The sequence below is a fragment of the Salegentibacter tibetensis genome (assembly GCF_020164485.1).
In the GTDB taxonomy this organism is placed as follows: domain Bacteria; phylum Bacteroidota; class Bacteroidia; order Flavobacteriales; family Flavobacteriaceae; genus Salegentibacter; species Salegentibacter tibetensis.
In genome coordinates this window covers 89,145-103,132 of sequence record NZ_JAIQZA010000012.1, presented here as the reverse complement: position 1 = coordinate 103,132, position 13,988 = coordinate 89,145, and the positions used below count along the sequence as shown (strand labels likewise).

Here is a 13,988-nt window from a genome sequence, read left to right as displayed (position 1 = left end):
ATTCCGCATCCCACGGAAATAACCTGCTCGTAGTCAATTGCTTTCATCCCAATAAGTTTTTACATCACTTAAATTTAAGCAAAAAACTCATCGGTGTTTGCGTGGGCTAAATCATGGGTATTTCATAATTTCTAAAATTTAAAGGTTTATAACTAATAGACTGAGAACAACATTGTTTGTTACAGTACTATGCTATAAATAGTACTAAATTAACTTACTTTTAACAAATGAGCCGGTTTTTACAGGTTTTTCAGGGATAAATTATTTGTATAATTTTAAATCTCAGGTGTTAATAATAATTAATTATGATTGCAGAATTTAATATTAAGCCTATTTTAGAATCTCAGGATCTAGTATTGAAACATCTATGAAAGACAATAAAATAGTAATAGGGATTGTTGCAAGCGTATTTATCCTGGCCGGACTTATTTTCTGGGCTTTTAAAGAGAACAGTTATCTGTCTTTTGACGATGCCAACCAAACCTATACTATTGAAGAAAAATGGGACCTACCGCCCATCCTGGAAGAAATTTCTGGGATGAGTTATTTAGGTAATAATGAGATGGCCTGCATTCAGGATGAGGATGGGGTTATCTTTATTTATAATTTAGAAACATCAAAAATAACTTCCCGTATTCCTTTTGGAAAGGATGGGGATTATGAAGCCATAACCGTGGTAGGTGACACCGCCTACATAGCCCGTAGTGATGGGAAAATTTATAAAGTAATGGATTTTAGAGGTTCATCCCCAGGGATAAGTACCTACCAAATTTCCGGCCTTGATATAAATGAAATGGAAAGCCTGGAAGTAGACCTGGCAAACAATCGTTTATTATTCGCAGTGAAAGAATATAATAACCGAAAGAATACCAAGGGAATATATACATTTGACCTGGCTACGGAAACAACTTTTAAGGAACGCCTTTTTACCCTTGATGGAAACGATGAGATCTACGAAAAATTAAGAGGGGGGAGATCATCCAGGATAATCAGGCCATCTTCTATTAGATTCCATCCGGAAACCGGTGAATTATATGTTTTGGAGGGGAATCAGCCAAAATTGATAATTCTGGATAAAAATGGAAATGAAGTTGAAATTCATCTTTTAGATCCTAAATTTTTCCCGCAACCCGAAGGCCTTGCCTTTGATGAGAATAACCGACTGTATATTTCAAATGAAAGCCGAAGGCAACCTGGAAATATTTTAAGAGTCAAACTAAACGATAATTAAAATTATGCCAGATTCGGTTGAAAGTACTTCGATAGAAAAAAGTAAAGCTCCATTAGTTATTTCCGGAATCATTGTAGCTGTAATCGTATTAGCTTATTTTTTTATTCCGGGCGTTCAGGCCTTTTTCACTGAAGCATGGAATGTTCTTACCAGTAATGATGAGGAAAAAATTACCAAATGGGTGTCAGAATTTGGGTGGATGGGTCCAACGATTCTTATTTTGGCCATGGTCGTGCAAACGTTTCTCATTGTAATCCCATCTGTAGCTTTAATGGTGGTTTCCGTTTTGGCCTATGGACCCATTTTTGGAAGTCTAATTATTTTTGCAGCTGTTTTTTCGGCTTCAAGTGTAGGTTATTTTATAGGTCGTTATTTTGGGCCGGTGATCGTTCAGAAAATAATAGGACCTAAAAACGAAAATAAAATAGAAGATTTTATTGACGATTACGGCTTTTGGGCAGTAATCGTTACCAGGATAAATCCGTTTCTTTCAAACGATGCCATTAGTTTTGTAGGGGGAATTCTGAAGATGGGATACTGGCGTTTTATTGGCGCTACCCTTGTGGGTATTGCCCCGCTTACAATTTTTATCGCAATTATAGGGGAAAGCACCGATGGTTTAAAGAAAGGACTCCTTTGGGGCTCAATTGTTAGTTTATTAATTTTTGTTTTATACGTGTGGTGGGATAAAAAGAAGCGTAAAAAATAAAAGGAAAACAACATTTTACAGAAATCATTAATTATTTATTTGCTTCAAATTAAGTAATTTAATTTCTATCACTTATCTTTGTAGAAGTTTAAGCAGTATCCTTATTGGGATTCTTTACATTTAATGAAGATTAATGGCATTACAAGCCGGGTTACTACCACAAAAATCTTCAGGAAAAATTCAAGCTTACTCACTCAATTACTAATTAAAATTAATTAATGGGCAAATCGCAGCAGACATTCAGTAAAACTGAAAAAGAAAAAAAGAAAATAAAAAAGCGCAAAGAAAAGGAAGCTAAGAAGCAGGAGCGTAAAGAAAACTCCAACAAAGGCGGTAATTTTGAAGATATGATCGCGTATGTAGATGCTGATGGAAATCTTACCGATACTCCGCCAGATCCTTCTAACAAAGTTGAAGTTGAAGCCGATAGTATAGAAATTGGTGTTCCTAAGAAAGAGGACATGCCAGAAGAAGATCCGCAAAGAAACGGAAAGGTTTCTTTCTTTGACCATTCTAAAGGTTTCGGATTTATTATTGACACAGAGAACAACGAAAAATATTTTGTTCACGTTACCGGATTAATCGATGAGATCGATGAAAACGACAAGGTAACTTTTGAACTGGAACGAGGAATGAAAGGTATGAACGCCGTTCGCGTTAAACAACAATAAACTACTTCGGAGCAAGCTCACGAGACATTCATACTGAACAATTGTTTAATTTGAGGCAAGCCCGCCTGAATGATTCGGGCAGGCCTCGGAGCATTTAAATCTCGATTATCGAGTATTTCTCAACTCTCATAAAAGGTTCGGTAATCTATTATTGCTGAACCTTTCTTTTATTATTAACTATCTTTCCTTAAATAGGGTTTATCCCTTCAAAGTCTGTTTTAAGGCTTTATTATTTTTAAAGACATGCAAACTAAAAATTTACAGGAAATTCTGGATAAACTGGAGATTTCCCAGCTTAATGCTATGCAGCAGGAAGCATATAAAACCATTGGTGAAAATCCAAACACAGTGTTGTTATCCCCAACCGGTTCGGGGAAAACCCTGGCATTTTTACTTCCCTTACTAGAAATATTAGATCCTGATCTGGCAGAGGTGCAGGCATTAATTTTAGTGCCATCACGAGAACTGGCTATTCAAATAGAACAGGTAACCAGGGAAATGGGCGCCGGTTTTAAAGCAAATGCCGTATACGGAGGAAGGGCCTTTTCTAAAGATAAAATAGAATTACAACACGCCCCCTCAATCCTGATAGGCACACCCGGAAGAATTGCCGATCATTTTAGAAGGGAAACCTTTGCTACTAAAAATATTAAAGCACTTGTTTTAGACGAATTTGATAAATCTTTAGAAGTAGGTTTTGAGAATGAAATGAAAGAAATTATTGCTGAACTCCCCGGCTTGCAAAAGCGCATCCTGACTTCAGCTACCCAAAATATTGACGTTCCCGGTTTTGTGGGCCTAAAAAATCCTAAGCGAATAGATTATCTAAAAGGGGAACAGCCTTCTTTAGAAATTAAGACCATACAGGTAAATCCCAAAACGAAACTTCAAAGCCTGGTGAACCTGCTTTCAGAAAACGCAAAAGACTCCGGAATTATCTTCTGTAATTTGAAAGACAGTATTGCTGAAGTGAGTGATTTCCTGAATAGAAATAACATCGAACACGGTATATTTTCCGGGGGAATGGAGCAGAAAGACAGGGAAAGATCGCTTATAAAATTCAGAAATGGAACCCATAGAATACTAATCGCTACAGATCTCGCTGCCCGCGGGATTGATGTTCCGGAAATTGACTTTATAATTCATTACCAATTACCTTTTAAAGCATCTGAATTTACGCATAGAAACGGTCGTACCGCAAGAATGCACCAGGAGGGGATCGCCTATGTGCTTTCTGATAGAAAAACACTTCCCGATTTTATTAATAGTAATAATTATAAGATTCAGGAGTCAAAAACCGATACTGATGTAGTTGAAAAAACTACTTTATTCATTTCGGGAGGTAGAAAGGATAAAATTTCAAAAGGAGACATTGCCGGACTATTCTTAAAGCAGGGAAATCTTAAAAAGGAAGAACTGGGGCTTATTGAACTTAAACAGGATTGCGCATTTGTCGCGGTACCCGAGAAAAAAGCTGATGAACTAATCCAATCGCTTAACAATTCTAAGTTGAAAAAGAAAAAAGTAAGAGTACGCTATGTTTAATAAATAGTACTTTATTAATTATGGAAAACCAACAACCCAACAATCCGCTGCACGGGGTAAAGCTTACTGAAATTCTGGAATTTCTGGTGGAGCGATATGGCTGGGAAGAAATGGGGAAAAGGATAAATATTAAATGCTTTTCCCAGGATCCTTCAATTAAATCAAGCTTAAAATTCTTACGAAAAACACCCTGGGCCAGGACTAAAGTAGAAAATCTCTATCTTGATTCGCTTTAAGTTTAATCCCTCATTGAGGGTTTAATTACACGAGGCTTGCCCGAATCATTCAGGCAGGCTTTCCTCGAAATTATAAAATAGTTTTCCAATTCATACCTCGTGGCTTACCCCGAAGTTCTTGATTAAAAAAACTTAACTAGAAAAATTACTCTATTTAAGATTTTAACAGTAGTAATGTGGATTTCCGTAAAATATTTTCAGGAATAGGGAATATCTTTGATAGTTCAGCTCTAGCTGAATACAAATTGATACGGTAATTAGATGAAATGCTTTTTAGAATGGTTAAAAGATAATTGGCTGAAATTTATTGTAGCCCTAATTGCCGGTATAATTACCTACGAATTGCTGGATTGGGTATATATACAAAAGCTTAATTAAGTTGAAGTGAAACACTTATTAAATAACCAGCCTACTATCCAATAAAAAGAAGTAGTTTTGCCGCTTATTAAAAAATTAAAGTAATGAAGCGTGTAAACCAATACAAAAAACTCTTTAATGTTGAAAAGGAAATAGACCTTAAAGAACTTAAAACCAGCTATCGAAACCTGGTTAAAGAATGGCATCCCGATAAATTCAGGGAAACTGACGAAAAGCACGCCGAAGCTGAAATAAAAAGTAAAGAAATTATAGACGGATACCATTTCCTGGTAAGCATTGCGCCTCAAACAAAGGAAGCTAACCTGGAAGAGTATAACCGCACCATAAACGAAGCCGGAATTGCAGATTACCAGCATAAAGGAAATTTACTGGAGATCTCTTTCACCAATGGCACAACTTACGAATATTTTGGAGTGAACAAAAAACTCTTTATCAAATTTATCAGTTCAGATAAACAGGTAAGATTTGCCAAAAGAAACATTTACAACTCTTTCTTATATAGAAAATCGAAAAAGGACCTTGAGCTGGAAACCGCTTAGGTTATCAGAACTTATATTTAAAATGAACCCACGGTTTAACTAGTGTGGGTTTTTTTATGGGTTTTGCTGAAGGAAATATTATCCCAACATCCTATCTATTTCCTTAACATTTGTACAGGCTTTGATCCTTATTAAAAGCTGTATTTTTGAAACTACCCAAGATATTAGTATGGAAAAACCTGATTATAGAATTAAAATTATCGGCGCAGGCCTTAGCGGACTTGTGGCTGCGAAAGTACTGGAAGATCAAGGCTATTCGCCTGAAATTTATGAAGCTTCAGATAGGGTGGGAGGCCGTATTAAAACCGATATTGTAGAAGGCTATCAACTAGACCGGGGTTTCCAGGTACTGCTAAGTGCCTATCCAAAAGCCAAAGAATATCTTGATTATAAAAAACTGGATTTACAGGAATTATTACCCGGTGCAGTAATTTTTGAAAATGGAAAATCCAAAACCATTGGAGATCCCTTACGGAGTGCTTCCTTATTATTGCCCACAATTTTCGCCGGAATCGGCAACTTTTCAGATAAACTAAAGATTCTAAACCTCTATAAGGTTCTCAAGAAGAAATCGGTTGAAGAAATTTTTGAAAGCCACGTAGGTACAAGTTTAGAATATCTTCAGCAAAAAGGCTTTTCAGAAGCTATTATCACCATATTTTTTAAACCTTTTTTCAGCGGTATCTTTCTGGAACCAAACCTGGAAACATCGAGCAGCATGTTTGAATTTGTATTCAAAATGTTTGGAGAGGGACTTGCGGTAATCCCAAAGCAGGGAATGGGAGACATCTCTAAACACATCGCCGGCCGTTTAAAAAACACCAAAATTCATTTTAAAACCCCGGTAAATCAGGTAAAAGAGGGAGAAGTAATTCTGGAAAATGGAGAGACTATCAAGGCTCATTTTACGATCATTGCTACGGAGGCCAGTACGTTGGTTAATAATTTAAAAAATCAGGAAACCCATTGGAGATCCTGCCATACTTTTTATTTTGAAACAGAAAAACGAGTAATAGAAAAACCATTGATTGGCTTGATAACCGATGAGGATGCTATAATCAATAATATCTTCTATCATACCAGCGTAGCCACCGGCTCTAATGGAGGAAAAGAATTGCTGTCGGTTACGGTAGTAAAACAAACCGACTTGTCCCTGGCTGAGCTTCAGAAAAAAGTGGAACAGGATCTTAAAAAATACTGTGGAGTAGGGGAGGCAAGATTTTTAAAACATTATTTTATTAAAAAAGCACTTCCAAAAATTGAGGATTTACAGTATGAAATGGATCCTACCGAGACTCAATTGAACAATACTATTTTTCTGGCCGGCGATCAATTACTAAATGCTTCCCAAAACGCAGCGATGCTTTCCGGTGAGCGTGCAGCTTTAGGGCTAATAAAAAACCTGGAAGGCGGTTCAATTAGTTAGTATATTTAATTTATGAGTGAAAAATTTGAAAAAATAGCATTTGGGGGCGGCTGCCATTGGTGTACTGAAGCTGTTTTTCAGCAAATAATTGGGGTGAAACTGGTGGAACAGGGCTATATAGCCTCTACGGGTAAAGATGCTGATTTTTCGGAGGCTGTTATTGTTCATTTTAATAATAAAGAAATTCCCCTGGCTCGTTTAATTGAAATTCACCTACATACCCACCAAAGCACATCTAGCCACAGCATGCGGGAAAAATACAGGTCGGCCGTTTATTATTTTGATAAAAGTACTAAGGAAAAAGCTTCAGAAATCATTTTAAATTTGCAGTCACATTTCGAAGAAGAGATTATCACGAAAGTATTGCCGTTTGCGTTATTTGAAGCTTCCAGGAAAGAAATCCAGAATTATTATCAAAAAGGCCCCGATAGACCTTTTTGTAGAAATTTTATCCATCCAAAACTTAGCTTGTTGAGAAAAAAGTTTTTTAAGGATTTGGCTTAAAATAAAAAGACTGTCTATAAAGTAATGTTAACGTCATTCTGAACTTGTTTCAGAATATAAGTTGTTGATATCCAAACATGTTAGAAGCTGAAACAAGTTCAGCTTGACGAAAATAGATCTTTATAGACAGCCTTTGATACTTAGTCTTTAAAACTTAAACTACATCTCGTTTTCTGAATCCTCTTCAGATTGAGCAACTTTTTCTCTTATAGACTGATGACCGTTTTCAATATCTTCATGTTCAGATTTCATTTCTTCCTGCTCACTCATAATACGATCGTGAGTTTTTTGCATTTCAGAAATCTGAGCCTTTTTTGCCTCACTGCTTAAAGAACCATATCCCTCATTAAGCTCACTATGGCTTCTTATCATTTTTTCATGAGCAGCCAACTTGGCCTGGTGATCTCTAATTTGAGCTTCAAGCTCTGCAAGTCTTTCTAATTGAGTAGAATCTTCAAGTTCTTCCATACCACGCAATTGTTGTGATACATTGTTATGGTTTGTTCTCAATTCCTGGTGTTTTGCAGAAAGCTGTTTATGCATACTTACAATACTGTCATTTTCCTTTACTATTTCCTGTTGTTGCTTTTCCAAATCCTTACCGGCATTGTCATTACAACTTGTAAAACCTATAGCCACCAGGGCTAAAATCATTACAAAATTTCTCATATTCTTAGTTTTTTAGTTTGTACTATCTAAATTATGAAAATACTAGAGAGATAATTTTAATTTGCTGTTAAATAAAGAAAGATCCTTAAATCTATCAAAAAGGATCATCAGAATAACGTTCTTTATTAACTTCCTCTTTCTCCAGGGTGGCAATACGGTTTTCCCTGTTGAAGAAACGCTGTTGTGAGAATTGCGCATCTGAGGTCTGTATCCCGAAGTTTCGGGTATTAAAGATATCACTCCCCATTAAGGCTAAGCGTAGCCCTGTTATTGAATAAGTCTTTTCTAATTCCTAATAAGTTGATTCCGTACATAGGGTCTATTTTTCCCTGAGGAAGAATAATAGGCCCGCGGTAATCTGCCATAAGCTGGACGGTGGCAATATCAGGAAAAATCCAGTTGCTCAATAAGTTTAAGGTCCAGGAGAAATTAGAGTTTATAAAATAAACCTGGTATAAAGCTTCATAATTTTAGGCCTCAACTCAAAAATACTTTGATGGCAAAAGTTTTAACGTGACCTTATAATAATAAATGGTTAGAGTTCAAAAATTATTAGGTGAAGTTTTTTAAACTACAATATTCATATCAATTTTGTATCCAGCATTTCTCATTTCTTTGGCTATCGCAATTTGCCAAGCTTTGTGATAATCCATTGGAAGATATACAACACCGGAAATATCATTTGGAGTTTCAACTTTATCTTTAACAAGAGCACAAACATTTTTCCTACCTATTTTCCCCATTAAAAATCCATGTTCAAAGACTACATTCTGCCGTGCTCTTAGTTTCAGTTGCTCTTTTTTGTCTTTTTGTGATCCTACATCGCATGGTGTGTATAGTACTATTGCAAATCCTACATCAGAATATTCTTCGATTTTTTCAATTATAGTTTTTCCAGAACTTACTTGTTCATGAAGAATTATTGCTTTTAATTTTAATTTTTCTACAAACCGAGCAACTTCTTCTTTAGCTAGATTATCGTGTCCGTGTACAATAAAAACGCTTGATTTGTCAAGAGTTGTAGATTCTTCCAAAACATTATTTTTGCCTTCCTTATTAATTTTTTCTTTAAGGGATTATAATATCTTCCTTTATTTCTTGAAGATCGTTTTTGTCAAGCTCAAAGAATTTTCTATTCGTATTATTCTTTCCAACTTTTTCTTTTGTTTCTACTAGTACGTGAAAATTCATCTCGCTAATTCGTTAGATTATTCCAAATATACAGTTTTAAGTATATTATTAACCCGGACGCGTAACTAATAGAATATTCACAGAATTAGCAATCTAGCACAGTTGATCTATAATTTATATTATGTAAAATAGAATATTTTAAGTCTAATAGAAACCCATATTTTTTCTGTCCTTTAGAAAAGTCTTATAAAATTACTCATCCCGCTCTTCCAGTTCTTTTATCCTGCCCTGGTAAGATATAAAAGAACGCTCGGTACTATTTACTCTGGTGGTTACATTTCCCTCCGGAAAAATGTTTATGCTGAAATCTAAAGTTTCAGAACTCTGTTTGGTTCTAAATTTTATTATCCTCGTATTTTTATCGCCATCAAGAATTTCAAAATTATTTAAGGGACCTTCGTAGACAATTCCTCCCTGGTTATTGTAGCCACCACCAGAGAATCTTTCACCAAAAAATGGCAAAAACAAGTTTACAGAATCATTTTTAAATCGGATGAAATTGGGATTATCCATTATATATATTCTGGGTCCCCCTAAAGGTGAAACCCAGTCATGTTCTATTTCAAACTCCAAACTTTCAATTAATGAATTAATACTGGCAATTTTTGCCGTATAGGCACTACTACCACAACTATGAATAAGAAATAGAGTGATAATTATATATAAATATCTTAGTAGTGACTTCATTGGTTTCGATGTGAAATTCTCAGCTTAAGATACAATGTTTAAATGGCGATTAATCTTAAAGGACCTTTAAAATAGGAAATCCATAAAATAGTAATAACTTACCATATAAACTTCAACTAAGAAATAAGTTTAGATGCTTAAAGAAAATCTTAAAGCTTTGCTAAGAATCACTTAATTGATTTGGGTACTAATAGAATTATAGGTTTCTTGGCTGTAACAAAATAAACTTATTTATGGAAGCATTATATCAATTCGTAAAACTCGATAAAAGTGAAAAACTACAGGATTTCGCTCAAAAGAAATTAGATAAACTGGAAGTAAAATATGACTGGATCGTGAAGGCTCAGGTATATTTTAAAAAAGAAGAAGCCCAGGATCCTAAAGGTTATATCTGCAATATTAAATTAAGCGCTCCCGGCCCTCAAATCTTTGCTGAATCTAACGAAAAATCTTTTGAAGCTGCAACTGCAGAGACTATTAGAGATCTTGACCGGCAATTAGGCAAGAGAAAAAGCCAGATGAAAACACATTCTAACTAAGAATTATTTCTCAGTTTAATGCATAAAAAAGCCCTGACGTGAGTAGCATCAGGGCTTTTTAAATTCGTCATTCTGAGACCCGTGATAAAAAATTTTATCTAGCGTAGGAAAATGACGTTTCGAGCATAGCGAGTTTTAAACTCCGTGTGTGAGTGTAGCAAATCAGCAGCGTTAATAATTTTTGAAGCCCTGGAAAAAATTTAGCTGCTGATTTGCGATTTTTTCTGCCTCCGACGACCAAAAGGGAGAGGAAGGCAGTTGCCAAAAAAACACCTCCACATAGGGCGCACTTCCTGCCCGTCCGTTCAGGCGGGTTTTATTTCGTTTTTTGGGCGAGCAAAAAATGAAAAAGGAAACTTCCAAACCAGGTAAGTTGCTTTTTGAATTATAAAAAAACAAACCTAAATATCAGGGTTTTAAAAATACGTCAATGGTAACCTGCCTGTTCATGCAAGTTAGAATCCCGAAGTAAATTCGGGATAAATTCTGAAACTATCCCGAACCTGGCTAATTTCAGAATTTACCTTCTATCGGCTTCCTCAGCATCTTTGGCCTGGTCTTCGCCGAGTTCATTGGCTTCGATACGTTCTTTAAATTCATTAATAATACCACCTTTCAGTAGAATATTAATTTGCCTGTCACTCATACTGTGTTTGGTTTCAAATTTTAATTTATCACCATTGGCTTTTCTTACAATTACCTGGATATTATTTCGGCTCTTAATGTCCTCACGAAGATTTTTAAAAATCACCTGATCGTCCTGCTCTATTTTCTCATAGTCTGCAATATCTATAAATTCCAGCGGAAGAATTCCAAAATTCACAAGGTTCTGCCAGGCAATTCGGGCATAACTATTAGCGATCACCGCAACCTGGCCTAAGTATTTGGGCGCAATTGCCGCGTGTTCCCTACTAGAGCCCTGGGCATAGTTATCTTTTGCAACTACGATATGGCCGCCGTGTTCTCCTTTGGCTTTCATCGCACGATCATAAAAGGTTTCGTCAATAACCGTATAAGAATATTTACTAATTTCAGGAAGGTTACTTCTAAATGGTAGCACCTCTGCTCCTGCTTTCAGGATCTCATCGGTAGAAACATTATCTCCCATCTTCAGCATTACCGGAACGCTGTAGTGATCTTGCATGGGTTCAATATATGGAAGGGATTTAATATTCGGTCCTTTTTGAAGTTCTACTTTAGAGCCGTCTTCCGGCGGAGCTACCAGCATATCTTCATTTATGATCTGAAATTCCGGATATTCGAACTTAGGATATTTCATATCATATAATTTCTCCAAATCCCTAGGATCGGTGATCTTCCCGGTTAAAGCTGAAGCCGCAGCTGTTTCAGGACTACATAAATGCACCTGGTCATCTTTTGTTCCGGAACGATCGGGGAAGTTTCTGGGCATAGTACGTAAACTAATAGTGCCTGATGCCGGTGCCTGTCCCATACCTATACAACCCATACAACCGGATTGGTGAAAACGTGCCCCTGCCTTGATTAAATTAGCAAAAGTCCGGTTATCTATCATATTCTGGATAATCTGTCTCGAAGTTGGATTTATATCAAAGGAAACATCACTACTCACCGATTTATCCGCAACAATAGCTCCCGCTACCCAGAAATCACGTAAACCGGGATTTGCCGAAGAACCAATTACCACCTGGCTAATTGGTTTTCCTGCAACTTCGCTCACCGGTACTACATTGCCGGGACTTGTCGGCAGCGCGATTAGCGGAACAAGTTCATCCAGAATTATTTCTTCGTGAAGATCGTATTCACAGCCTTCATCGGCTAATAATTCTCTCCAGTCTTGTTCTCTTTCCTGAGATTTAAGGAAGCGTTTTGTTTCCCCATCACTTGGGAAAACGGTGGTGGTGGCACCAAGTTCGGCGCCCATATTTGCAATTACGTGGCGATCCATAGCACTTAAATTCTTAAGGCCATCCCCATAATATTCTATTACTTTCCCTACTCCGCCTTTCACATCATGGCGGCGTAGCATTTCCAGGATCACATCTTTAGCACTTACCCAATCAGGTAAATTTCCGGTAAGTTTCACTCCCCAAACTTCCGGCATTTTCACGAAATATGGTTGCCCGGCAATTGCTGCCGCAACATCGAGTCCGCCGGTACCAATGGCCAACATTCCTAAAGAACCTGCAGCCGGGGTGTGACTATCAGATCCAACCATTGTTTTCCCCGGTTTCCCGAAACGTTCCATATGTACAGGGTGGCTAACACCATTCCCAGGTCTACTGTACCAAAGTCCGAATTTTTGTGCTGCTGAAAGTAAAAATAAATGGTCATCGGCATTTTTAAAATCGGTTTGCAAAAGGTTGTGATCTACATACTGTACAGCTACTTCTGTTTGAGCTTTTTCCAATCCCATGGCTTCCAGCTCCAACTGCACCAATGTTCCTGTTGCATCCTGAAGTAAAGCCTGATCTATCTTTATTCCTATTTCCTTTCCGGGAATCATTTCTCCCTTGAGCAAATGTTCTTTGATTAATTTTTGAGTTACGTTTAATTTTGACATAGTTGGTTACTTTTAAGCTTTAAATTATTACATTTTATAGGAATGAGGGGTGCGTTTAACAATATCTTATATCTTAATTGTTAAACGGCATCTCCTATCAATCAAGTGTGTTCGCCAGTTTTCAGTATAAAAAAAAGCCATAAATACAGAAGGTGCTCCTTCCCTATTTATGGCTGCTTTCTAAAAAGCCGTTTGAAAAATAACTTTTGCAATATTCTGAACCTAAGTTGTGAAGTATGCAAACCGGTTATTTTTGAAACAGCTTAATCCCTCCTTGAGGGTTTAATTCCCCGAGGCCTGCCCGAATCATTCAGGCGGGCTTGCCCCAGGGTCCTTGATTATACTTTTAACTTTTACTCAGTGCATTTAAAATATCGGTTTGCTGGCCTTCTTCAATATTAAAGCCTGGTTTTCCTATTCTTGGAAATAAATAAGCAAATTCTTCCTCAAAAGCGCTCCAGCTACCTGCTAAACCAAAATCATCGTTAGATTTATCCATTTTTGGTCTTTTAAAGGTATTTAAATCTGAATCATAAGGAGAGCCTTCTGCATCTTCACCCGGGAACAATATCCCATCATTAATTTCAGAGTAAATAACTACTGAAGCTCCACCATTTCCGGGAAGGTCAAATACTTTTAAACCGAAATCTTTAAGGACACCTTTTCGTTCGGTAATGTCTTTCGTTTTAAAACTGTCTTTAAAATTGTGGCGTGGATGTGCAAAAACTGGGGCGCCACCGGCATCTTCAGAAAGGGTTTTAAGATCTGCGTAAGCATCCTTTAAAATAGCATCGCAGGTAATTAAAATCCCTTTTATTTTATAACCGTCGGTAACGAGTTTTTTTACGGCATCTTTGGTAGATTTTTCTACCACATCTATAAGTATAATATCCTGCCTGTTTATATGTCTTATGGCGTACCCCTGTTTAAAAATGCCATCTTTTTCTTCACCTTTAATAACAAAAGTATCGGGAATTAACTTTAAAAATTTACCAGTTTCACCTTTTTCAACGAACTCGGCACTCTGGCTGTGTAGCACTTCCATCTTATCAACAGTCTTCATAATCAAAATCATTTTATAATTAGTTGTTTCAAGATACAAATAAGACGAGGCTTTCACA

General features: G+C 36.7%; 16 protein-coding genes. 9 read left to right on the top strand and 7 right to left on the bottom strand.

The annotated features are described in order from the left end of the window. Positions 1 to 367: 367 nt before the first annotated feature. The 8 genes from LB467_RS08460 (at position 368) to LB467_RS08425 (ending at position 7,239) form a co-directional block, all read left to right on the top strand. Positions 368 to 1,231, top strand: coding sequence for an SdiA-regulated domain-containing protein (locus LB467_RS08460; RefSeq protein WP_224473598.1), 864 nt, complete (start codon positions 368 to 370; stop codon positions 1,229 to 1,231). Positions 1,232 to 1,235: 4 nt separating this feature from the next. Continuing rightward, entirely contained in the window at positions 1,236 to 1,940 is a 705-nt protein-coding gene (locus LB467_RS08455) for a TVP38/TMEM64 family protein (protein WP_224473597.1), read from the top strand. Positions 1,941 to 2,158: 218 nt separating this feature from the next. Beyond that, entirely contained in the window at positions 2,159 to 2,611 is a 453-nt protein-coding gene (locus tag LB467_RS08450; RefSeq protein WP_224473596.1) for a cold-shock protein, read from the top strand. 243 nt (positions 2,612 to 2,854) lie between these two features. Continuing rightward, positions 2,855 to 4,156 (top strand): DEAD/DEAH box helicase, encoded by a 1,302-nt coding sequence (locus LB467_RS08445; protein WP_224473595.1) that lies wholly within the window; start codon positions 2,855 to 2,857, stop codon positions 4,154 to 4,156. 20 nt (positions 4,157 to 4,176) lie between these two features. Beyond that, positions 4,177 to 4,392: a VF530 family protein gene (locus tag LB467_RS08440; RefSeq protein WP_224473594.1), complete on the top strand. Its 216-nt coding sequence runs from the start codon at positions 4,177 to 4,179 to the stop codon at positions 4,390 to 4,392. 461 nt (positions 4,393 to 4,853) lie between these two features. Continuing rightward, positions 4,854 to 5,309, top strand: coding sequence for a KTSC domain-containing protein (locus LB467_RS08435; RefSeq protein ID WP_224473593.1), 456 nt, complete (start codon positions 4,854 to 4,856; stop codon positions 5,307 to 5,309). Positions 5,310 to 5,478: 169 nt separating this feature from the next. Continuing rightward, complete coding sequence (locus LB467_RS08430; protein WP_224473592.1) at positions 5,479 to 6,735, top strand: NAD(P)/FAD-dependent oxidoreductase; 1,257 nt, start codon at positions 5,479 to 5,481, stop codon at positions 6,733 to 6,735. 12 nt (positions 6,736 to 6,747) lie between these two features. Further along, positions 6,748 to 7,239, top strand: coding sequence for a peptide-methionine (S)-S-oxide reductase (locus LB467_RS08425; protein ID WP_224473591.1), 492 nt, complete (start codon positions 6,748 to 6,750; stop codon positions 7,237 to 7,239). A gap of 159 nt (positions 7,240 to 7,398) precedes the next feature. Here the strand turns inward: LB467_RS08425 and LB467_RS08420 are convergent, their stop codons facing one another. The 5 genes from LB467_RS08420 to LB467_RS08400 form a co-directional block, all read right to left on the bottom strand. After that, positions 7,399 to 7,908 (bottom strand): hypothetical protein, encoded by a 510-nt coding sequence (locus LB467_RS08420; protein ID WP_224473590.1) that lies wholly within the window; start codon positions 7,906 to 7,908, stop codon positions 7,399 to 7,401. Between the two features lie 94 nt (positions 7,909 to 8,002). Beyond that, entirely contained in the window at positions 8,003 to 8,155 is a 153-nt protein-coding gene (locus LB467_RS08415; protein WP_224473589.1) for a hypothetical protein, read from the bottom strand. Next, positions 8,145 to 8,315 carry an outer membrane beta-barrel protein gene (locus LB467_RS08410; RefSeq protein ID WP_237690421.1) on the bottom strand — a complete coding sequence of 57 codons (171 nt, stop codon included), beginning with the start codon at positions 8,313 to 8,315 and terminating at the stop codon, positions 8,145 to 8,147. The genes LB467_RS08415 and LB467_RS08410 overlap by 11 nt, the downstream gene beginning before the upstream one ends. 159 nt (positions 8,316 to 8,474) lie before the next feature. After that, positions 8,475 to 8,942, bottom strand: coding sequence for a TIR domain-containing protein (locus LB467_RS08405; protein ID WP_224473588.1), 468 nt, complete (start codon positions 8,940 to 8,942; stop codon positions 8,475 to 8,477). Between the two features lie 349 nt (positions 8,943 to 9,291). Beyond that, positions 9,292 to 9,786, bottom strand: a complete 495-nt coding sequence (locus LB467_RS08400) for a DUF4251 domain-containing protein (protein WP_224473587.1) — start codon at positions 9,784 to 9,786, stop codon at positions 9,292 to 9,294. Between the two features lie 233 nt (positions 9,787 to 10,019). Here LB467_RS08400 and hpf point away from each other — a divergent pair, with 233 nt between their 5' ends. After that, positions 10,020 to 10,325 carry a ribosome hibernation-promoting factor, HPF/YfiA family gene (gene hpf, locus LB467_RS08395; protein WP_224473586.1) on the top strand — a complete coding sequence of 102 codons (306 nt, stop codon included), beginning with the start codon at positions 10,020 to 10,022 and terminating at the stop codon, positions 10,323 to 10,325. A gap of 520 nt (positions 10,326 to 10,845) precedes the next feature. Here the strand turns inward: hpf and LB467_RS08390 are convergent. Next, positions 10,846 to 12,867, bottom strand: coding sequence for an aconitate hydratase (locus tag LB467_RS08390; RefSeq protein WP_224473585.1), 2,022 nt, complete (start codon positions 12,865 to 12,867; stop codon positions 10,846 to 10,848). A 346-nt stretch (positions 12,868 to 13,213) separates the two neighbouring features. Further along, positions 13,214 to 13,930, bottom strand: a complete 717-nt coding sequence (locus tag LB467_RS08385; RefSeq protein WP_224473584.1) for a hypothetical protein — start codon at positions 13,928 to 13,930, stop codon at positions 13,214 to 13,216. Positions 13,931 to 13,988: the final 58 nt, after the last annotated feature.

Bases quoted from the DNA above. Each gene is read 5' to 3' on its own strand.
- LB467_RS08460 (WP_224473598.1), top strand. From the start codon at position 368: ATGAAAGACAATAAAATAGTAATAGGGATTGTTGCAAGCGTATTTATC.
- LB467_RS08455 (WP_224473597.1), top strand. From the start codon at position 1,236: ATGCCAGATTCGGTTGAAAGTACTTCGATAGAAAAAAGTAAAGCTCCA.
- LB467_RS08450 (WP_224473596.1), top strand. From the start codon at position 2,159: ATGGGCAAATCGCAGCAGACATTCAGTAAAACTGAAAAAGAAAAAAAG.
- LB467_RS08445 (WP_224473595.1), top strand. From the start codon at position 2,855: ATGCAAACTAAAAATTTACAGGAAATTCTGGATAAACTGGAGATTTCC.
- LB467_RS08440 (WP_224473594.1), top strand. From the start codon at position 4,177: ATGGAAAACCAACAACCCAACAATCCGCTGCACGGGGTAAAGCTTACT.
- LB467_RS08435 (WP_224473593.1), top strand. From the start codon at position 4,854: ATGAAGCGTGTAAACCAATACAAAAAACTCTTTAATGTTGAAAAGGAA.
- LB467_RS08430 (WP_224473592.1), top strand. From the start codon at position 5,479: ATGGAAAAACCTGATTATAGAATTAAAATTATCGGCGCAGGCCTTAGC.
- LB467_RS08425 (WP_224473591.1), top strand. From the start codon at position 6,748: ATGAGTGAAAAATTTGAAAAAATAGCATTTGGGGGCGGCTGCCATTGG.
- LB467_RS08420 (WP_224473590.1), bottom strand. From the start codon at position 7,908: ATGAGAAATTTTGTAATGATTTTAGCCCTGGTGGCTATAGGTTTTACA.
- LB467_RS08415 (WP_224473589.1), bottom strand. From the start codon at position 8,155: ATGGGGAGTGATATCTTTAATACCCGAAACTTCGGGATACAGACCTCA.
- LB467_RS08400 (WP_224473587.1), bottom strand. From the start codon at position 9,786: ATGAAGTCACTACTAAGATATTTATATATAATTATCACTCTATTTCTT.
- hpf (WP_224473586.1), top strand. From the start codon at position 10,020: ATGGAAGCATTATATCAATTCGTAAAACTCGATAAAAGTGAAAAACTA.
- LB467_RS08390 (WP_224473585.1), bottom strand. From the start codon at position 12,867: ATGTCAAAATTAAACGTAACTCAAAAATTAATCAAAGAACATTTGCTC.
- LB467_RS08385 (WP_224473584.1), bottom strand. From the start codon at position 13,930: ATGAAGACTGTTGATAAGATGGAAGTGCTACACAGCCAGAGTGCCGAG.